Raw genomic sequence first — 19,826 nt, 5'->3', positions numbered from 1 at the left:
GATGTCCGACGCGTCGTCGCCGCCTGGCGAGCAAACCTTCAGGGTTCGACGAGGCCCTGCCGGATGGCGATCCGTGCCATCTCGGCAGGGCTGTCGACACCCAGTTTGGCTCGGATCTGGGTGAAATGATTGCTCACCGTCTTGCTGCTCAGGTTCAGGATGTCCGCGCATTCGGGCAGTGCGTGGCCTTCGCTGAGCAGCTTGAAGACCTGGAATTCGCGCTGGGTCAGCCGGTCGAACGATACACCGCCCGCGGGGAAATGGCGGTCCAGCAGTGCCGGCAGCATGTCGGGGCTGACGAAGGATTCCCTGCTCGCTATCCTCTTGATCGCCTGCAGCAGGGTGTCGATGTCGCTGCCTTTTGTGACGAAGCCAAGCGCGCCGGCCTCGAGCGCCCGTTCGAGCAGTACCCGGGAATTGTGCACGGTATAGACCAGGATGGCAGCTTGCGGGTCGCGACTGCGGATGCGTCTGATGGCCTCGATGCCGCCGAAACCCTCCATGCTCAGATCCATGACCACCGTGTCCGGACGCAGCGTCTGGTACTGGGCGTACGCCACCTCGCCGCTGGGGACGTCCAGTACCACCCGTAGGCCGGGATCGGAATCGATCACGCTTCGCAGGCCGGCGCGCAGGGCCGCGTGGTCGTCGACGACCATTACCGTGACCTGTTTGCCTGCTGCCTTCAAGACGTTGCCTCCCGCATCCGTATTCCCCGTCGATGTCGTTGCCAGCAGCGGATGCGCGGAGTCATCCCGTTGCGAGTAGCGGACGGGCGAGCCTGGCGCCCAGTGTGCCTCCATGTGCTCCCCCGGCGCCGTCATTCTAGCGCCCATGGCGGCTCATGGCAGCCCCTGGCGAACTGATCAGTGGGCGAGCCTGGGTTGGCGCGTCTGTTCTTGCCGACCGACAGCCATGTCGTTGATTGGCGGGTGCCCGCTGCAAACTGTTCAGCCACTACGGGTGGGCCGAGCAGATTGCCCTGTGCCTCATCGCAGCCTCGCGCACGCAGGAAGGCCATTTGCGCGGCGCTCTCGACTCCCCCGGCGACCGTCGGCAGGCCGAGATCGTGCGCCAGGCTGAGGGTAGCTGCGACGATCGCTGCCGCATCCGGATCCGTTGGCAGGCCGGTGACCAAGGAGCGATCGATCTTGAGCCTGTCGACGCGAAGGCGCCTGAGGTCGCTCATCGACGAACGCCCCGTTCCGAAGTTGTCGAGCGACACGCCGACGCCCAGCGTGCGCAACTTGTTGACCGTCGCGATGGCGGCCAGAGGATTGTCCATGACCAGGTTCTCGGTCAATTCGAGCTCGAGAAACGGCGGTGGTAGTCCTTCCTCGTCGAGAATCCGGGCGACCCGCTCGCTCAGGTTTGTCTGACGGAACTGCGCGGCCGAAAGATTGACCGCCACCCTCATGGGCGGCAGGCTGCGGTTTTGCCATCCGCGCATGTGGCGGATCGCCGTGCGGAGCACCCATTCGCCGAGCGCCAGACTGAGCCCAGACCCCTCGGCGATGGGGACGAACTCGAGCGGCGAGACCATTCCCAGTTGGCGGTGCTGCCAGCGCAGCAGCGCCTCGGCGCCGACCGGGCGGCGAGCGGCCATGGCAAAGCGCGGCTGGTACTGAAGGTGCAACTCGCCGTTCGCGATGGCGCGGCGAAGTTCGTTGCGGATCTGCCGGGTACGTGCCAATCGCTCCTGCATCTCTGCCGTGAAGAAGGAGTAGGCGTTGCCACCACGCGCCTTGGCACGATACATCGCGGCGTCCGCAGAGGTCGACAGGCTCGCGACGCTGTCTCCATCGGTCGGGTACATGGCTATCCCTGCCGATACCGTGCAGGTCAGCACATGTTGCTCGAGGCGATAGGATGGCGCAGTGATTTTCAGCAGTTTTTCCGCCACGTTTGCGGCGCCGTCCGCATCGGTATTGGGCAAGACCAGGACGAACTCGTCGCCGCCGAGTCGGCAGAGGGTGTCTTCGTCGCGGACGATGCTATCGAGTCGCGCGGCGACCTGGATCAGCAGTTCGTCGCCGATCCGGTGACCAAGCGTATCGTTGACGTTCTTGAAGCGATCGACATCGAGGAAAATCAGCGCCAGTGGTTCGCGAGCCCGGTGAGCTCGGCTGAGATCCTGCCGCACGCGCGCGTCGAGCAAAATCCGGTTGGCCAGACCGGTCAGGGGGTCGGCGTGCACCAGACGCTGGATACCGTCCTCGGCTTCCTTGTGCCGGGTGATGTCGACGAGGGTGTGCACGTAGCCGCTGACGAGCCCATCAGGGTCATGCATCGGGATCGTCGCCAGGCGAACGGCGATCTGCTGCCCATCCTTGCGCAGGCAGGTCGTGTCGCGCTCGCCTGCCGTACTGCCGGAACCGGCTCTGGCGAGCTGTGCATCAAGTCCGGCGTCCCCGGTGCGGTGGGGTGGCTGGCTCGGTCTGTCGTTGGGACCGGCTGGGTCGCCACTGTCGCGAAAGATTACTGGCGTCAGCTTGCCGATCAGTTCGTCCGCGCGGTAGCCAAGGATGGCTTCAGCGCATGGGTTGCAGGCGGTGATCACCCCTTGGGGGTCGGCGGCGACGATGCCGCAAGCGAGGCTGGCCAGGATCGAGGCTTTCAGCGCCTCGCTCCGCCGCAGCGCTTGGTCTGCCTGCCGGCGCTCGGCCGTTTTGCGGGCACGGCTGACAAGGCGCGGCGCCTGGCCGACCCTGGGGGCTGAAAGGAATGTGACGGATGGCGGCATGGCAGCGATTCAGTGTTTGAAAACCATCGGCCAATTCTCCCGTGGCGGTGACGCCGCGGATAGAGGGGAAACTCCCGCGAGTGACGGGAAAGTTTCCCGGTGCGGCGATGGTGAGCCGCCGCCGGTTCAGCCGATACCCTGGCTGGCGAGATACTCTTCGTAGTTGCCGAGGTAGTTGACGATCTTGCCGTCAAGGCGGATTTCGAGAACTCGTGTCGCCAGCGACGAGACGAACTCGCGGTCGTGCGAGACGAAGATCAGCGTTCCCCGGAATTTTTCCAGCGCCGTGTTGAGCGACTCGATCGATTCCATGTCGAGGTGATTGGTGGGTTCGTCCATTACCAGCACGTTCGCTCGCATCAGCATCAGCTTGCCGAAGATCATGCGCCCCTGCTCGCCGCCCGAGATGACCTTCACCGGCTTGCGCACTTCGTTGCCCGAGAACAGCAGACGTCCAAGCGTGCCGCGGATCAGCGTTTCGAGGTCGTCGCCGTCGGCCGCGTTGGCACGGGCGTAGCCGGCGATCCAGTCGGTCAGGTTGGTGTCGCTGCTGAAATCCTGCGCATGGTCCTGGGCGTAGTAACCGAGGCGTGCCTTCTCGGCCCACTTGATGGTGCCGCGCTGTGGTGTCAAGTCGGCCATCAGCAGCTTCAGCAAAGTGCTCTTGCCGACGCCGTTTTCACCGATGATCGCCAGCCGATCGCCGCCGTTGATCGTCAGGTTCAGCTTGTCAAAAATCTTGCGCGCGCTGCCCGGATAGGCGAAAGTCAGGTTCTCGATCTCCACTGCCTGCCGGTGCAGCTTCTCCTTGTCGTCGAACTCGAAGCGGATCCACGGATACTGGCGCGACGAAGGCTTGACGTCCTCGGGCTTCAGCTTGTCGATCAGCTTCATGCGCGAAGTGGCCTGTTTGGCCTTGGAAGCGTTCGCCGAGAAGCGGCGAACGAAGTTCTGGAGTTCGGCGATCCGCTCCTTCGCCTTAGCGTTGGCGCTCTGCTGACGTTCCCGGGCCATGGTCGACGCTTCCATGAAGTCGTCGTAGTTGCCTGGATAGACGGTGATCCTGCCGTAGTCCAGATCGGCCATGTGGGTACAGACCTGGTTGAGGAAGTGCCGGTCGTGCGAAATGATGATCATCGTGCTGTTGCGTTCGTTGATCACGTTCTCCAGCCAGCGGATGGTCGCGATGTCGAGGTTGTTGGTCGGTTCGTCGAGCAGCAGGATGTCGGGGTCGGCGAAGAGCGCCTGGATGAGGAGTACGCGCAGCTTCCAGCCGGGAGCAACGTCGCTCATCGGGCCAAAGTGCTGTTCCGCAGGGATGCCGACGCCGAGCAGGAGCTCGCCGGCGCGCGACTCGGCCGTGTAGCCGCCATACTCCGCAAATCGCGCCTCCAGGTCGGCAGCGTGCAGATAGTCATCTTCGGTGGCGTCCGGATTGGCGTAGATCGCATCCTTCTCGAGCATGCACGCCCACATGTCCGCATGCCCCATCATCACCACGTCGATCACGCGCTGATCCTCGAACGCGAACTGGTCCTGGCGCAGGTAGGCCATGCGTTCGTGCAGGTCCTTCGAGACATTGCCGGCGGTCGGTTCGAGTTCGCCGTCGAGGATCTTCATGAAGGTCGACTTGCCGGAGCCGTTGGCGCCGATCAGTCCGTAGCGATAGCCCTCGCCGAACTTGACCGAGACGTTTTCAAAAAGGGGCTTGGCCCCGAACTGCATGGTGACATTGTTGGCGACGAGCACGAAGAAACCTCGGTAAAATCATCAGGTTGCGAAAGGGCAATATTGTACCCCAGGGACTCCCCGTTTGCCCGTTTCGCACCGCCTGAAGAACCCGCGCGGTGTGGCTGCCGGGTCTGCCTTCGCCGGACCTTACCTGGGGATCGCTGCCTGCGCGGTGGGCTTGCCCGCTGACAGGAAGGAAAACGCGGCGGGGTCGGCAAGCCATTCGAGATTGATGCCGTCGATCAGGATCGTGATCGGCACCTCGTAGGTCCTGCCGGCGTGCAAGACGCTGGCAACGGCCTCGAAGCGCTTGTCGCCGCCTCCGGTCACCTGCACGCGGACGACCTCGGCACCGCTATCCTTGAACTGCGGATCACTGCGAAAGCGTTGCTGCATCGAAGTCCGCGTCAGTTCTCCGAGTTTCTCCGGCCCGGGGTAGCAGCCGGCGAGCACGAAAACAAGGGTCAGCAGCGCTGCTCTGAGCCGTAGGGTCGCGGGCCGCAACTACGTATCTCCTGTCGCTGCGGAGACGCACGTTGTCGCCGCCGCTTCCAGCAGGGTATCGAGTTCCACCCACAAGGGTTCGCACAGGCCCTCGCGATAGGCCGCGCGTCTGAACGCCGGATGTTCCCGGCTATAGACCTCGCGCAGCCCGCGCCGGTCGTCGATCAGGCAGGTGCGGACGTTGGCCAGGCGGTCGGCGACCTTGACCACCAGGGCCAGTTCGGCCGGGCCATCGACCGTCGCCAGCCGGGCGTAGGTTCGCGCCTTGCGTTCGGCGCGATTGGCGCCGGGGGCATCGGTCAGCAGGCCGACGCATTCGGCGATCAGGCGCCCGAAGTGCTGCCGGATGTCGGCTTCGCTCACCTCGGTGTCCTCGACCACGTCATGCAGATAGCCGATGACCTGCGCCTCGATGCCGTAGGGTGACAGCAGCCTGACGACGGCGTCGAGATGGAAGGAATACGGACGGGCGCCGTACATCTGGTCGCCATGCGCCGCCAGGGCGAAGGCGCGAGCTTGTTCGAGCATCTTGATGTCCCTTGTTTGTCATCGCCTAGCGGCGGTGCGGATCCGGGCGAAAAGTCGCCAGCAGCGCCTGGATTCCCTCCCACTGCTGTCGCCAGAAGCCGCTCTGTGCAGCGGATTCCGGCAACGGGCCGTGACTCAGTCCGGTCGCAGGCATTTCCTGTGCAAGGTACTGGGTACCGAAAATCTGGTCCCAGACCGGGAAGAGGACGGCGAAATTGCAGCCAAAGCGATATTGTCGGCCGGTTGGCAGCTCGAGAGCGTGGTGCCAGCGATGGTAGCGCGGGCTGACTAGCAGCCGTTCGCCGAGGCGCCCGAAGGACAGTCTGGCGTTCACGTGCGACAGGTTCTCGACGGTGCGGACGGCGATCAGGATGCCAACGAACTGACCCGGCGGTACGCCGATCAGCAGCGCCATGAGCGCGAACCAGAAGCCGCTGCTCAGGTCGTCGAGGAGGTGGTTGCGGCTGTCGGTCCATAGCGTCATCTGGCGCTGGCTGTGGTGGATGGCGTGCAGTGCCCACCACCAGCGCAGCGTGTGCGAGAGACGGTGGCGCCAGTATTCGGCGAAGTCGATCAGGATCAGGTAGGCGAGGAAACTCGCCAGTGGCCGAGTTTCCAGCGCCGGAACCAGGTCTTCGAGCTGTGGCGGGATGATGCCCTCGAAGCGCAGCCAGCCATCCACCAGGACGAACAGCGGCGCCAGCAGGGCGAACATCAGCAGGGGAATCACGCCGAGCCGGTCGAGGAACGAGTAGAGAACGTCCACCCGCACAGCCTGTCGGTCGGTCCACACCTCGATCGGTCGCAGGGCCTCGAGTGGTCGCAGCAGGAGGTAGGCGGCGGCAAGCTGCAGGACGCCGCAGAGGAAGAACTCGACGCCGTCGAAAGCCATTTCCAGATGGCTGCCCATGCCCATCGCCAGCAACGGCGGCTGCACCACCCGGTCGAGCAGCCAGCCCTGCAATTCGACGAACCCGTCGACGAAGGCGCTGATCATCGCTGCGCTCCTCGCGTGGCAAAGCAGAAACCGCGCTCCTGCAAGCCGCTGATCAGTGGTTCGAGCATCGGCGCAAAGGGGTCCTTGCGCGACCAGATGCCGAGATGGGCCATCACGATGTCGCCGTCCTTCAGCGTGTCGAGCGCGCGGCGGAGCAGGGTGGAATTGGGATAGGTTTCCGAAGGCAGTTCGTCGCCGAGAAAGCCGGCGGGCGCCCAGCCGACGTGCTGGTAGCCGCAGGCCTGGGCGGCGGCCAGCGTGTTGGCCGTCGTGCGGCCACCGGGAGCGCGCCAGAGGGGATCGAGCCGGCGTCCGGTGAGTTCCTGGAAGCGCGTGTCGGGGCGCTTCAACTCATCGCAGACGGCGCGCGCGTCGAGCGTTTCGCTGCGGCCATCCATCAGCCGGTAGCGCACCAGTCCGCCGCTGTCCTCGCGAAAGCTTCCGTGCCGCCAGGTATGGCTGCCGAAAGCGTGGCCTTCGGCGACGCGCGCCTGCCAGTAGGGCGCCCAAGTCGCATCGAGCGCCTGGTCGCCGCGGAAGGTCTTTTCCTGGGCCACGAAGAACGTCGCCTTGACCCCGTGCCTGGCCAGCGTCTCGGCAATGAACTCGGCATGGCGCATGTTGCCGGTGTCGAAGGTCAGGTAGAGCGTGCCCTTGCAGGCCGTCGCTGGCGCCGCCAGTGCCGCCGCAGCGGTCAGCATCAGGGCCAGGCCCTGGCCAAGGCGGGTCATGAAGGCGTTCATCGGAGACCGGCGTGGTTGAGGAAGAAGACGCCGTGCGGCGAACTGCCGACCGGGATCGAGACCTTCAGCTTCTTCGTGGTCAGGTCGATCACCTGCACCTTGCGGGCAAACCGTGCCGTCGCCCAGAGCTCCTTGCCGTCGGCGCGGACCATCATGTCGTCGGGTCCGCCGGGCACGTCGAACTTGTCCACGACCGTCATGGTCTTCGTGTCGAGGACGGAGATGCTACCGTTGACGGTGCGGTTGGAGACGAAGAAGTGGCGACCGTCGCCGCGCGGCTGGAGATTGTGGGCAGCGGTATCGGTGGCCACCTTCCTGACGCTGGTCTGGAAGCGCCATTCGATGACTTCGACGACGCCTTCGCCCATGCTGGCGACCAACAGATGCCGGTTGTCCGGCGCCATGACGATGCCCGCGGGCGTTGCGGCAACCGGCATCACCCAGGCGATCTTCTGTGTTCCCAGGTGAATGGCCATGACTTGATTGGAGTCCTGGAGGGTCACGAAAACGAACTCGCTGGCGTTGTCGAAGGCCATGTGCGAGGGCGCGCGCGGCGCCGGCAGGCGGGCCTTGAGCCGGAAGTCCACGGGGTCGTAGAGATCGACCCGGTCGAGACGTAGCGAGGTGGCGACGAACCACTTGCGATCGGGCGAGTAACCCAGTTGATACGGGTCGGAGATGTCGCGGATGCGCTTCTGCTCGCGACCGCTGACCGGATCGAAGAAGACCAGTTGATTGGCCGCGGCACAGGCGACGATCACCGACCTGTCGTCGGGAGTCGGCATCAGGTGGTGCGGTTCCTTGCACACGGTCGCCTTGCCGGTGACCTCGTAGGTTTCGGTATCGATCAGGCTGATCGTTCCCTCGGCCGAGTTCAGGGCGATCGCCAGGCCGGCCTCGGCGGCGATGTTCCAGGCGAGCAGCAGAACGACCAGCAGTTTTCCTGTCAGGCGGCGGATGGAGCTAACGGGGCAGGGGATCATCACGGCGGAAAAGGTGAAAAATATGCCAAGTATAAGGCCCTTCGCCCGCCTTCATGCAGCGTTCGCGCGGGCCTGATCATGCACGTCGAGGAACGCGGCACAGCCGACGAGCGAGTCGACCGGGCGAGATTCTGCCGCCGGCCTCTTACGCCACGCTGACAAGCGGCGAATCGGCACCGCGCCCGGGCAAGTGACGACGCCAGGGCAGGAAAAAGCGAGGGCATGCGATGTTTCCCTGGCCTTCTTGGTTACTGGGGCAGGCTGCTGCGGGCTTGCGGGTGGCCCCAGAAATTTCAGCCGGCGCCGGTGCCGGGATGCGCCTCCAACCAGCGTTGCCCGAGGGTGGTCAGGCGGTAGCGCTGGTTGCTACTACGTGGTTTGTCGGGCAGGGTCATCTCGATCACCCCGCGGGCCAAAGCCGGCTTAAGGTAGGCATTGCGGAAATGATCCTCGTGCTTTAGCGCCAGCGCCTCCTGAATCTGCTGCCGGGGCATCTCACTATCCAGGACGCGCAGTAGGCGCTCAACTTCCCCGGTGACTTCCCCGGTAACTTCTTCGGTGGCCGTGATGCCCCCCCCTTGCCAGAGGATGACTCGGCAAGCGGATGACAAACGAAATGCGGTCGTCATCCGGTTCAAAGAGTGGTGCAGGCGAGCCGTTGGCGGCCATCACCTTGAGGATTTTGGGGATGCCCGTCGAGCGGCATTCCGTCAGGTCCAGCTCCTTCAGGAATTCGCCGATCCCGGTTGCGGTAGCGGCGGCTGACCGCTCGGCCTGCCTGAAGGTCCTCCAGCTAGATGGATCGATCTGGGCCGGGGAAGCTGACGACGACCAACTCGTCATTGCTGATGCGCACTTCGATGGGCTCGCGCTCTTCGTAGGAACGGTGATAGACCGCGTTGACCAAGGCTTCCTCGATGGCGGCATAGGGAAAGTTCCAGACGCGCGTGGCCTCGGCCCGGTCAGGATGCTTGATGACCGTCTCGCGCAAGTAGTAGCGATCACCGCCCGCGCCTTCGGGAAACCAGATCACATCAATCTGCACGCCGAGGAAGACCCGCTCCGGTGTCTCATATGGCGCCCGGCAGTTCGACGTCCTGGAGCACGACTGTGCTGGGTGCTTATCGAGCGATGGGTGCACATAAGCTGACTGCGTCCAGCGCGGCCTCGCGCGGCGAACACGAATACCTGCGCGGGGAAATCCGGGTCTACCTCACCGACCGCTTCACCGTCGCCGGCAACGTGCGGCCCTGGCCGACCTCATGCGCCAACGCGCCGCATGCGTCGTAGCACCACTTTCTGAGAAGTTACTGGCATCTGCGCTAACTATCGTCTTTAATGTGGCTTGTGTCTGGCGGGTGGCGCCCTCGGCAGGTCGGGTGGGCAGGCCGGCCGCGGCGTTTCGGCCCGCTCGCCGGGACGGCCGCGGTGAAACCGGTCGGACAGGGTGTTCCTCGTGCGTTCTCACTGACAACCGTTTCCGAGAAGGAGTTCACGCCATGCAGTTCGCCAACCAGGCCCTCAAACAGCCGCGGCCAGCCAGTGTCCGCCGCAATGTCCGGCTGCCGCGCCGGCAGCACTATTTCCGGTCGCCGACAGACTGGCGAGACCAGGTCCTGTACTTCCTCCTGGTAGACCGTTTCAGCGACGCCGCCGAACCAACGCGCCCCCTGCTCGACCGGCATAATCTGGCCGCCGCCCGGCCGGCCCTCCCGAACGGGCAGACGTGGCGCTGGGACCGCTGGGCCGAATCGGGTGCTGATCGCTGGCAGGGTGGCACCCTGGCGGGCGTGCGCTCGAAACTGGGATACCTGAAACGGCTCGGGGTGACGGCGCTGTGGCTGAGTCCGGTCTTCAAGCAGCGCGCTCACCTCGACAGCTATCATGGCTACGGCGTCCAGGACTTTCTTGACGTCGACCCGCGCTTCGGTAGTCGCGCCGACCTCGTGGCACTGGTGGCCGAGGCACACCAGGCCGGCTTGCGGGTCATCCTCGACATCATCTTCAATCACTCGGGTTGCAACTGGGTGTATCCGGCGGATGCGCCGGGTGGGCCATCGACACCCTACTACACGCAGGGGCGCTACGCCTTTGGGGCGTGGCTTGGCGACAATGGACAGACGGTGGCGGCGATCAGCGGCGCCGAAGACGGTGTCTGGCCGAGCGAACTCCACAACCCGGAGTGCTACACGCGCGCCGGCAGCGGCAGCCTCGGTGCGGGCGACATCGACGATCCGTCTGCCGAGCACAAGCGCAGCGACTTCATCACCCTGCGGGATTTCCGGCAGGAGACGGTGCTCGGCGACCTGGCGCAGTGTTTCAAGTACTGGATCGCGCTGACCGACTGCGACGGTTTTCGCATCGATACGCTCAAGCACGTGTCGCTGGAAGACGCGCGCAATTTCTGCGGTGCGATCAAGGAGTTCGCCAGCAACCTGGGCAAGGACGACTTCTTCCTGGTTGGCGAGGTGGCGGGTGGCGACTACGCCGAGGACCGCTATCTGGACGTTCTTGACCGCAACCTGAACGCCACGCTCGACATCGGCGAGATGCGTCCGACGCTGAACGGCGTCGCCAAGGGGCTGATTCCTCCGAACGCCTACTTCGGCGGTTTCGACGCGCGCTCGGCGGGTATGGGTTCCCACCGCAATCTCGGCAATCGGCATGTTTCGATCCTCGACGACCATGACCACGTGTTCGGCCAGAAACTGCGCTTCGCGAGCGAAGCGGCTTCCGAGCGGCAGATCGCCGCCGGCGTCGCCATCCAGGCGTTTACGCTGGGCATCCCGTGCATCTACTACGGCACCGAGCAGAGCCTCGCCGGGCCGGAGCCGGCGGAGCGCTTCTGGCTGCCGGGCTGGGGAGGGTCGGATCGCTACCTCCGCGAAGCCATGTTTGGTCCTGCGCACCCACGCCGCAGCGGGCGAGACAGCCTGCTGGCGACGCCGGATCCCGACTTGCCCGGCTTTGGCCCGTTCGGAACCGCCGGCCAGCATTGCTTCGACGAGCAGAGTTCGGCCTTCACACGCATCGCCGCGATCAACGCGCTGCGCGCGCAGTATCCGTGTCTGCGTCAGGGCCGCCAGTATCTGCGCCCGATCTCCGTGCTCGGAGGCGCGTTCGAAATCCATGGGTCGGGCGAGTTGATCGCCTGGTCGCGCATCCTTGATGACGAAGAGCTGCTCTGCATCGTCAACGGCCATGGCACGGACGCGCGTGGCGCCGATGTTCTCGTGGACGCCTCGCTCAGCCCCACTGGTTCCGCGCTGCAAGTGGTCCTGAATACGGCTCAGGCCGGCAGCGGGGCCGCGTATGCCGGACCGCATGCGGTGGGTTCGAGTCTGCTGGTGAAGCGGACCGGCGGTGGCATAGCCTTTGTCGAGATACGTGACTTGCCGGCGTCGGAAGTCCTGGTTCTGGCGAACCATCCGCAGGCGGGTGGCGGCGATATCGTGCCGTAGGCGGCGCCGAGGCGGTCGGGTCAGGGACCACGGGTTCTCACCCGACTGCCTGCGCGTAGCTACCCCATCCGCAGCAGGGACAGTCCGCCGTTTCAGGCCTTCTTCTGGATCAACTCGATCTTGTAGCCATCGGGGTCCTCGACGAAAGCGATCACCGTCGTGCCGTGCTTCATCGGCCCGGCGTCGCGTACCACCTTGCCGCCACGCGCCTTGATCTCTGCGCAAGCCGCGTAGGCGTCGGCAACTTCGATGGCCACGTGACCGAAGCCGGTGCCGATTTCGTAGGCTGGCGTGTCCCAGTTGTGGGTGAGTTCGAGGACCGCTCCTGCCGATTCCGGGCCGTAGCCGACAAATGCCAGCGTGAAGCGCCCGCTCGGGTAGTCCTGGCGACGCAACTCGCGCATTCCCAGGACCTCGGTGTAGAAAGCCAGCGAGCGATCGAGATCGCCGACGCGCAACATCGTATGCAGGATTCTCATGTCTTCTCCTTACCAGTGTGGGCAATCGGCCGCGAGGCGCTTCAGTTCGTCGCGCGCGCTCCGGTAATCCGGGTACAGCCGCGCAACGATGGACCAGAAGCCAGGGCTGTGGTTCATCTCGCGCAGGTGCGCCACTTCGTGTGCCACCACGTAGTCGACCACCGGCGGTGGGAAATGGATCAGCCGCCAGTTCAGGCGAATGCCGGTCCGTTGGCTGCAACTTCCCCAGCGCGTACGCGCCGCCGACAGCGACAGACGCGGCACGCCAACGCCAAGCAGCGGCGCGTAATGGGCCATGCGTTCGGCAAAGAGTGCGCGCGCCCGTGCGCGCAGTACCTGCTCGAGCACGCGCGGCGCCTCTTCGGGGGAGCGCAGGCAGAGGGTGAGCGTCGGCTCGGCCATCTGGAGGTTCCACACGCAGCGATTGGCGCCGAGTGCGAGGCGGATTTCGACCGGGCTGCCAAGTACCGGCAGGCGTAGCCCATCGACGATCTGCAGCGGTGCCGAAGTCGGCCGAGTCCGCCATTCATCGAGCTTTTTCCGGATCCACTCGCCGTGCTGCAGGATCGCGGACTCGACTTCGCGCAGCGAGGCGCGGTGGGGTGCGCCGACGCGCAAGCCGCGATGATCGATGGTCAGACCGATCGTCCGGCGTCTGGCCCGGCGCAAGACGTAGGGGACTGTGCTCTCGCCGAGTTCGATCGTACGCGCGCTTTCGCCGACGGCTGGCCGGGTGCCTGACGGCAGTGTCTCAGGCCGCCACGGCATCGCCAGGAGCCGGGTAGCGGTGCGGCGAGAGACGCCGCATCTCGCCTTCGATCCAGGCGGCAGCCAGGGCATTGATCTTCGCCGCCGTCTTGCCGGCCGGGTCGATCGGCGGGCCGATGCTGACCGTGATCAGTCCGGGTGAGATGCTCAGGGCGCCGCGTCGCCACCGTTCGCCGGCGTCGTGCGCTACCGGTACGACGCGTGCCCCCGCGCGTACGGCGAGATGGGCGCCGCCCGGCTTGTAGCGACAGGTCTGTCCCGGCGCGACGCGCGTACCCTCGGGGAAGATGACGACCCAGTAGCCCGCCGAGAGGCGGTCACGTCCCTGGTCGAAGACCTGCTTGAGGGCATCCTTGGCGGCCGCCCGGTCGATCGAGATCATTTTCAGCGCCGCCAGTCCCCAGCCAAAGAAGGGCACGCGCAGCAACTCCTTCTTGAGCACGAAGACCAGCGGCGGAAAAATCTCCTGCAGGCCGACCGTCTCCCAGGCCGACTGGTGTTTGGCGAGAACCACCGACGGTTCGGCGGGAATGTTCTCGCGGCCGATCACCTGGTAGCGAATCCCGAGGACGTAACGGCAAAGGGCCATGAAGCCGACTCGCCAGACGGCGATGATGCGGTAGCGTACGGGCATCGGCAGCACTGCCGCCAGGGAGACGAGAACGCCGAAAGGCATTGTCAGTAGAGTGGCCAGCAACAGGAAAAGCGCAGAGCGAACGGCGACCATCACGACCGCAGGATTTCTTCGGCGGCGGTGGCCAGATCGGGGAAGACCTGCGTGCCTTCCGGGAGACAGTCCTCCGCCTGGGTCTGCGTGCCCTTGCCGGTCAACACGAGCAGTGGCCTGGCACCGACGGCCGCAGCGGCTTGCAGGTCGCGCAGCGAGTCGCCGACCGACGGCGTACCCACCAGGTCGACGTTGAAGCAACGGGCAATGCGCTCGAACATGCCGGTTCTTGGCTTCCGGCACTGGCAATCGGCTTCGATCGCGTGCGGACAATAGAAAATCGCGTCGATCCGTCCGCCGGCCTGCTGTACCGTGCGATGCATCTTTTCGTGGATGGCGTTCAAGGTATCCATGTCGAACAGGCCGCGACCAATGCCGGACTGGTTGGTGGCAATGATCACCCGATAGCCGGCCTGGCTGAGCTTGGCGATGGCATCGATGCTGCCCGGGATGGGCCGCCACTCGGCGGGCGACTTGATGAACTGCTTCGAGTCGTGGTTGATGACGCCGTCGCGATCGAGAATGACGAGTTTCATACGGCGAGCTTCGCGATGTCGGCGACCGCGTTGAGCTGGTCGAAAAGCGTTTTCAGGAGGCCCAGACGATTGCGCCGCAGCAGCGGCTCGTGCACGTTCACCATCACTTCGTCGAAAAAGCGGTCGACCTCGGGACGTACCGAGGCCACCACCTTGAGCGCATCGGCATAGTCCTCGTTGGCGACGTGCGAGCGGACCAGGGGGGCGATCAGGAGCACCCGCTGGAACAGGTCCTTCTCGGCGTCCTCCTCGAGCAGCGCGATGTCAGGCTCGGGGAAAGCCTCCTCGGTCTTTCTGAGGATGTTGCCGATGCGCTTGTTGGCGGCGGCCAGCGCCAGCGCTTCGGGCAGCGCCTGGAACCCGCTCACCGCCGCCAGTCTGGCGGGAACCAGATCGATGCGTGTCGGGCGCTGCGCGAGCACCGCCTCGACGACGTCGACCGAATGCCCGGCGTCCCTGAGCATTCCGCGCAGCCGGTCGAGCATGAAGGTGAGCAAGGGTTCATCGACTGCCTCGAGCTGAACTCCCTGCTGGATCAAGGTGCTCTTCGCTTCGTCGATCAGCTCGGCCAGGTCGAGCGGCAGCGGCGTCTCCATCAGGATGCGTAGCACGCCGAGCGCGGCGCGGCGCAGACCGAAGGGATCCTTGTCGCCGGTCGGCGGCTGGCCGATACCGAAGAAACCCACCAGCGCGTCGAGCTTGTCGGCCAGCGCGGCGGCGCAGGCGATGTTTCCCGCGGGCAGCGCGTCGCCGGCAAAGCGTGGGCGGTAGTGCTGTTCGATGGCGTCGGCCACCACCGGCAAGCCGCCTTCGTGCAGCAGGTAGTAGCGGCCCATGATTCCCTGCAGTTCCGGGAACTCGCCGACCATGTCGGTGAGGAGGTCGATCTTGGAGAACAGCGCTGCCCGCTCGGCCAGGTTGGCGTCGGCATGAAGTTTCTCGGCGATGCTGCGCGCGACCCGGCCGAGGCGCTGGGCGCGGTCGCCGAGCGATCCGAGCTTGTTGTGGTAGACCACCGAACCGAGACGGACGACGCGTGTGGCAAAGCCGTTCTTGCGGTCCTGGTCGTAGAAGAAGCGTGCGTCGGCGAGGCGCGGCCGCACGACCCGCTCGTTGCCCTGGATGATGCTGGCCGGATCGTCGACCTGCATGTTGGAGACGATCAGGAACTTGTTGAGCAGCTTGCCGGCGGCATCGAGCAGCGGGAAGTACTTTTGGTTCTGCTGCATCGTCAGGATCAGACACTCCTGCGGGACGTCGAGGTATTCCGCCTCGAAGCCACCGACATACACCGCCGGCCACTCGACGAGCGCCGTCACTTCGTCGAGCAGGCCGTCGGCCGGGTTGATGCGCGCCCCGAGCTTGCCGGCGGCAGCCGCCAGTTGCTCGGCGATCGCCGCACGTCGGTCGGCGAAGGAGGCGATGACCTTGCCGGCCAACAGGCTGGGCGCATACGCGGCCGGGTTGTCGACGACGATGTCGCCGCTCGCCAGGAAGCGGTGACCGAGCGTGCTGCGGCCACTGGCCAGGCCGAGCACCTCACCGGGGACGATGGACGTTCCGTGCAACAGGATCAGTCCGTGAACCGGGCGCACGAACTGGTGTTCGGAATCACCCCAGCGCATGACCTTCGGGATCGGCAGCTTCTTCAGGGCCTGCGCGACGATCTCGGCAAGATGCGCAGCCAGCGGCTCGCCCGCTTTCGCTTGCCGGGCAACGAAATACTCCGCTTTGCCGTCGCTCGTCTTATGCAACTGGTCGAAGGTGACCCCGGCAGCGCGCATGAAGCCTTCCAGCGCACGCGTCGGCCGGCCTTCCCCGTCCACGCCGCTGGCTACCGCCGGGCCTTTCCTTTCCAGAATGCGGTCGGGCTGTCGCGCGGCAACGTGGGTAATCGTCATTGCCAGCCGGCGCGGCGTCGCGTAGGGCGTACACACGCTGTCGTCGGCCGTGAACTGCTGGGCTGCGAGGGCGGAGAAGACCGTGTCGGCAAACGCCTCCGACAAGAGTTTGAGCGATTTCGGCGGCAACTCTTCGGTGCGCAACTCGATCAGGACGGTATCATTCATGGCAATTTCCCCTCGCCGCCGGCGGCCGGCCGGCACATCGGGAAGCCGAGCGCCTGGCGGGAATCGTGGTAAGCCTGCGCGACTTCACGGGCGAGCGCACGCACGCGGCCGATGTAGGCCGCACGCTCGGTGACCGAAATCGCGCCGCGCGCGTCGAGCAGGTTGAAGGTGTGCGAGCACTTCATGACCATTTCGTAACCGGGCAGGGCGAGGCCGGCAGCGATCAGGCGCCGCGCTTCCGATTCATGTTCGTTGAAATGACGGAACAGCATCTCGACGTTCGAGTGCTCGAAGTTGTACTTTGACTGCTCGACTTCGTTCTGGTGATAGACGTCGCCATAGGTGACCCGATAGCCGGGGCCTTCACCCCAGACCAGGTCGAAGACGTTCTCCACTCCCTGCAGGTACATCGCCAATCGCTCGATGCCGTAGGTGATCTCGCCGAGAACAGGTTTGCAGGGCAGCGAACCGACTTCCTGGAAATAGGTGAACTGCGTTACCTCCATGCCGTCCAGCCAGACTTCCCAGCCGAGTCCCCAGGCGCCCAGCGTCGGGCTTTCCCAGTCGTCCTCGACGAAGCGGATGTCGTGCCGGCTGGTGTCGATTCCCAGCGCCCGCAGCGAGTCGAGATAGAGATCCTGGATGTTGGCCGGCGACGGCTTGAGGACCACCTGATACTGGTAGTAATGCTGCAGGCGATTCGGGTTTTCCCCGTAGCGACCGTCCTTGGGTCGCCGCGAGGGCTGCACATAGGCCGCATTCCAGGGTTCGGGACCGATGGCGCGCAAAAAGGTGGCGGTGTGGAAGGTGCCGGCACCGACTTCGATGTCGTAGGGCTGCAACAGCGCGCATCCCTGTTTGTCCCAGAAATCCTGGAGACGAAGAATGACTTCCTGAAACGTGGGCATGGGAGAATTTCGGAGGGAAGCAGAAGACGCGATTTTACTTGGTTTCGCTGCGGACAAGCATTTGCTTGGGCGGGCCGGCGCAAGTGGGTCGGCGCGGCGCGCGAACCCCGCTGATTGCGCGGACGCCACCCAGGCAGGCGGGCGCTAGGTTTCGTCGGGCGCCGCCGGCTTCGGGCGCCGCGCAACGTAGTCGGAGAACTGCAGATCGTGCTGGACGATGTGCGTCACCAGCCAGCTGCGGATGAAACGGACGGTCTCCATGTCGACCCGCAAGGAGCCGGCGGCGAGCTCTTCCGAGAGACGGAAGATCGTCAGATAGAGATCTTCGTGCAGCGCGCAGTGCTCGACGAAGGCGGGATAGGCTTCCGCCTTCATGATGGCCTCCTCGTGCCGAAAATGCTGTTCGGCATAGTGAACCAGGCGATTGAGAATCTGCCCCAGGGCGCTGCGGTTCGTGCCGCCAACATGGGTGTCGTGGAAGGCGTTGATCAGGTCGAACAGGTAGCGATGCTCCTCGTCGATTTGCTCGACGCCAACCCGATACTCGTTCCGCCAACTCAGAAAGGCCATGGCTTCTCCCACTCGTCGCCGGCATCTTGCCACAAGAATGGTCTGCCGAGCCACCCAGGCGATGCGCCCATCGCCTGGGCCGGGATCGAGCCGTCGGTGGCGCCGGCGGGATGGCGCGGGATCGAGCGATAATGGCGGTTTTGCTGCAGGCGTTCGGCGCTCGCGAGGCGGCCGTCACAGAGCGCAAACCGTTGTCGCCATGAAGATCGTCTTTATCCACCAGAATTTTCCCGGTCAGTTCAAGCACCTCGCGCCGGCACTGGCCGCTGGCGGTGACGAGGTGGTCGCGCTCGCCATCAACAAACCGGCGTACGCGACACCGGGCGTCAAAGTGATCCTGCATCGGCCGCCAACGGCGGGCGCCGAAGCTCTCCGGGAGGCGCCGGTCGAAATTCAGGAAACTTTCGCCAAGACCGCACGCGGCCATTCCGTGGCCCGCTGCCTGATCCGCCTGAAGGAGGAAGGATTCGTTCCCGACGTGATCTGCGCGCACTCGGGGTGGGGTGAAGCCTACTTCATCAAGGACGTCTTTCCCGCAACGCCCTTGATCGTCTATGCCGAGTACTTCTACGGGACAGAAAACGGTGACGCCTACTTCGATCCGGAGTTCTCGCGCCCCAGCCTGGAAGGTCTGGAACGTCTGCGGTTGAAGAATACGCATCTTCTGCACGCGCTGGTGGCGGCCGACAGGGGGCTGTCGCCGACCACGTTTCAGCGCAACCGGCATCCGGAGTTGCTCCGGCAAAAAATCGCGGTCATTCACGACGGCATCGACAGCGAGCGCCTGCAGCCCGATCCGGCCGCCCGTGTGCACCTGCGCGGAGCCGGGCTGCAGCTGGGGCCGGCCGATGAAGTCGTCACCTTTGTCGCTCGCGAACTGGAGCCCTATCGGGGCTACCACATCTTCATGCGTGCGCTGCCGGAGCTGCTTGCCCTGCGTCCGCGGCTGCAGGTCGTCGTCGTCGGCGGCAATGGCGTCAGTTATGGTGCCGCACCACGCGCCGGGACGACCTGGAAGGACGTCTTTTTCAACGAAGTGGCCGATCGCCTCGACCGTCGCCGGGTGCACTTCGTCGGCAGGCTGCCGCACCCGGTGCTTACCCAGTTGATGCAGGTGTCGACCGTGCATCTCTACCTCACCTACCCGTTCGTCCTGAGCTGGTCGTTGATGGAAGCGATGAGCATCGGTTGCCTGATCGTCGCCTCGCGCACGGCGCCGGTCGAGGAGTTGATCGTGCATGGCCAGACCGGATTGCTGGTCGATTTCTTCGATACGCATCAGATCGCCACCACCGTCGCTGATGCGCTGCAGCGCCGCAGCGAGCTGGTGCCGCTGCGGCGGGCGGCACGCCAGCACATCGTGCAGGGATACGATCTGCAGACCCACTGCCTGCCGGCGCAGGTCGATCTCCTGCGCAGTGTTGCCCAGGCGAACGGTTCCTGAAGGGGAGAGTCTTGGCAAATTTCCTGCATGTCGGTTGCGGCAGGCAACGGAAGGACCGGACCACGGCCGGCTTCAACACGCCCGCCTGGCAGGAATGCCGGCTCGACATCGACAGGGCGGTGCAGCCCGACATCGTCGGAACCATCACCGACATGAGGCTGGTCGCCGACGGCAGCATGGACGCGCTCTATTCCTCGCACAACATCGAGCATCTCTACCCGCATGAAATCCCGCTAGCGCTCAGGGAGTTCCACCGCGTTCTCTGTCCGGACGGGTTTGCCGTCATCACCTGCCCCGACCTGCAGTCCGTTGCCGAACTGATTGCCCAGGACAAACTCATGGAACCGGCCTATCACTCCCCGGCCGGTCCGATCAGCCCGCTGGACATCCTCTACGGCCATCGCCCGGCGGTTGCCGCCGGCAACCTGTGGATGGCGCACCACAGCGGCTTTACGCTGCGCAGCCTGATGGGAGCCGTGCGCGAATCGGGATTCGCTTCCGTCATCGGCCGCCGCCGGCCGGCGCCGGCCTACGCGCTCTGGGTGATCGCCACCAAGACGCAACAGCCGGAATCCGCCTTGCGAACCCTGGCTGCTCTGCATTTCCCGCCCTGAACCGCAGCGCCCCCGTCGGGG

At 65.0% G+C, this 19,826-nt stretch carries 19 protein-coding genes and 1 pseudogene; 4 read left to right on the top strand and 16 right to left on the bottom strand.

Annotated features, from left to right (window positions below):
- Window positions 1–38: 38 nt before the first annotated feature.
- The 9 genes and pseudogenes from CAP2UW1_RS25770 to CAP2UW1_RS26225 form a co-directional block, all read right to left on the bottom strand.
- Complete coding sequence (locus tag CAP2UW1_RS25770) at window positions 39–836, bottom strand: response regulator transcription factor (RefSeq protein WP_199931505.1); 798 nt, start codon at window positions 834–836, stop codon at window positions 39–41.
- Entirely contained in the window at window positions 821–2,743 is a 1,923-nt protein-coding gene (locus tag CAP2UW1_RS18435; protein ID WP_015768134.1) for a putative bifunctional diguanylate cyclase/phosphodiesterase, read from the bottom strand. Before CAP2UW1_RS18435 ends, CAP2UW1_RS25770 begins: the two co-directional genes overlap by 16 nt.
- 126 nt (window positions 2,744–2,869) lie before the next feature.
- Window positions 2,870–4,492 (bottom strand): ABC-F family ATPase, encoded by a 1,623-nt coding sequence (locus CAP2UW1_RS18430; RefSeq protein WP_015768133.1) that lies wholly within the window; start codon window positions 4,490–4,492, stop codon window positions 2,870–2,872.
- A 129-nt stretch (window positions 4,493–4,621) separates the two neighbouring features.
- Window positions 4,622–4,978 carry a hypothetical protein gene (locus CAP2UW1_RS18425; protein ID WP_015768132.1) on the bottom strand — a complete coding sequence of 119 codons (357 nt, stop codon included), beginning with the start codon at window positions 4,976–4,978 and terminating at the stop codon, window positions 4,622–4,624.
- Window positions 4,979–5,506: an HD domain-containing protein gene (locus tag CAP2UW1_RS18420; RefSeq protein ID WP_015768131.1), complete on the bottom strand. Its 528-nt coding sequence runs from the start codon at window positions 5,504–5,506 to the stop codon at window positions 4,979–4,981.
- 25 nt (window positions 5,507–5,531) lie between these two features.
- Window positions 5,532–6,503: a sterol desaturase family protein gene (locus CAP2UW1_RS18415; protein ID WP_015768130.1), complete on the bottom strand. Its 972-nt coding sequence runs from the start codon at window positions 6,501–6,503 to the stop codon at window positions 5,532–5,534.
- Entirely contained in the window at window positions 6,500–7,234 is a 735-nt protein-coding gene (locus CAP2UW1_RS18410) for a polysaccharide deacetylase family protein (protein ID WP_412566835.1), read from the bottom strand. Before CAP2UW1_RS18410 ends, CAP2UW1_RS18415 begins: the two co-directional genes overlap by 4 nt.
- Before the next feature lie 8 nt (window positions 7,235–7,242).
- A complete protein-coding gene (locus CAP2UW1_RS18405; RefSeq protein WP_015768128.1) occupies window positions 7,243–8,229 on the bottom strand; it encodes a YncE family protein in 987 nt (328 codons plus the stop codon).
- 293 nt (window positions 8,230–8,522) lie between these two features.
- Window positions 8,523–9,295, bottom strand: a pseudogene (locus CAP2UW1_RS26225) (Fic family protein); the annotation flags it as partial.
- 65 nt (window positions 9,296–9,360) lie between these two features.
- Here CAP2UW1_RS26225 and CAP2UW1_RS24100 point away from each other — a divergent pair.
- On the top strand, window positions 9,361–9,519 hold the full coding sequence (locus tag CAP2UW1_RS24100) for a hypothetical protein (RefSeq protein ID WP_199931503.1): 159 nt from the start codon (window positions 9,361–9,363) through the stop codon (window positions 9,517–9,519).
- Between the two features lie 209 nt (window positions 9,520–9,728).
- Window positions 9,729–11,690 (top strand): alpha-amylase family glycosyl hydrolase, encoded by a 1,962-nt coding sequence (locus CAP2UW1_RS18395; protein ID WP_015768126.1) that lies wholly within the window; start codon window positions 9,729–9,731, stop codon window positions 11,688–11,690.
- Window positions 11,691–11,782: 92 nt separating this feature from the next.
- Here CAP2UW1_RS18395 and gloA read toward each other — a convergent pair whose 3' ends face one another.
- From gloA to CAP2UW1_RS18360, 7 genes are all read right to left on the bottom strand, one after another.
- Complete coding sequence (gene gloA / locus CAP2UW1_RS18390; protein ID WP_015768125.1) at window positions 11,783–12,169, bottom strand: lactoylglutathione lyase; 387 nt, start codon at window positions 12,167–12,169, stop codon at window positions 11,783–11,785.
- Window positions 12,170–12,178: 9 nt separating this feature from the next.
- Window positions 12,179–12,937, bottom strand: a complete 759-nt coding sequence (locus tag CAP2UW1_RS18385; RefSeq protein ID WP_015768124.1) for a M48 family metallopeptidase — start codon at window positions 12,935–12,937, stop codon at window positions 12,179–12,181.
- On the bottom strand, window positions 12,921–13,664 hold the full coding sequence (locus tag CAP2UW1_RS18380; RefSeq protein WP_015768123.1) for a lysophospholipid acyltransferase family protein: 744 nt from the start codon (window positions 13,662–13,664) through the stop codon (window positions 12,921–12,923). Before CAP2UW1_RS18380 ends, CAP2UW1_RS18385 begins: the two co-directional genes overlap by 17 nt.
- On the bottom strand, window positions 13,664–14,200 hold the full coding sequence (gene gmhB / locus CAP2UW1_RS18375; protein WP_015768122.1) for a D-glycero-beta-D-manno-heptose 1,7-bisphosphate 7-phosphatase: 537 nt from the start codon (window positions 14,198–14,200) through the stop codon (window positions 13,664–13,666). The genes CAP2UW1_RS18380 and gmhB overlap by 1 nt, the downstream gene beginning before the upstream one ends.
- Window positions 14,197–16,269 (bottom strand): glycine--tRNA ligase subunit beta, encoded by a 2,073-nt coding sequence (gene glyS / locus CAP2UW1_RS18370; protein WP_015768121.1) that lies wholly within the window; start codon window positions 16,267–16,269, stop codon window positions 14,197–14,199. The genes gmhB and glyS overlap by 4 nt, the downstream gene beginning before the upstream one ends.
- Window positions 16,266–17,177 carry a glycine--tRNA ligase subunit alpha gene (gene glyQ / locus CAP2UW1_RS18365; protein WP_015768120.1) on the bottom strand — a complete coding sequence of 304 codons (912 nt, stop codon included), beginning with the start codon at window positions 17,175–17,177 and terminating at the stop codon, window positions 16,266–16,268. Before glyQ ends, glyS begins: the two co-directional genes overlap by 4 nt.
- Window positions 17,178–17,321: 144 nt before the next feature.
- Window positions 17,322–17,747, bottom strand: coding sequence for a bacteriohemerythrin (locus CAP2UW1_RS18360; protein WP_015768119.1), 426 nt, complete (start codon window positions 17,745–17,747; stop codon window positions 17,322–17,324).
- Between the two features lie 199 nt (window positions 17,748–17,946).
- Between CAP2UW1_RS18360 and CAP2UW1_RS18355 the strand changes: the two genes are divergently transcribed.
- Both CAP2UW1_RS18355 and CAP2UW1_RS18350 read left to right on the top strand, forming a co-directional pair.
- Window positions 17,947–19,191, top strand: a complete 1,245-nt coding sequence (locus CAP2UW1_RS18355; protein WP_015768118.1) for a glycosyltransferase — start codon at window positions 17,947–17,949, stop codon at window positions 19,189–19,191.
- Between the two features lie 11 nt (window positions 19,192–19,202).
- Window positions 19,203–19,805, top strand: a complete 603-nt coding sequence (locus tag CAP2UW1_RS18350; RefSeq protein ID WP_015768117.1) for a class I SAM-dependent methyltransferase — start codon at window positions 19,203–19,205, stop codon at window positions 19,803–19,805.
- Window positions 19,806–19,826 lie beyond the last annotated feature (21 nt).

It is taken from the genome of Candidatus Accumulibacter phosphatis (genome assembly GCF_000024165.1).
GTDB classification, from domain to species: Bacteria; Pseudomonadota; Gammaproteobacteria; order Burkholderiales; family Rhodocyclaceae; genus Accumulibacter; species Accumulibacter phosphatis.
This window is presented reverse-complemented; position numbering and strand designations above follow the sequence as displayed.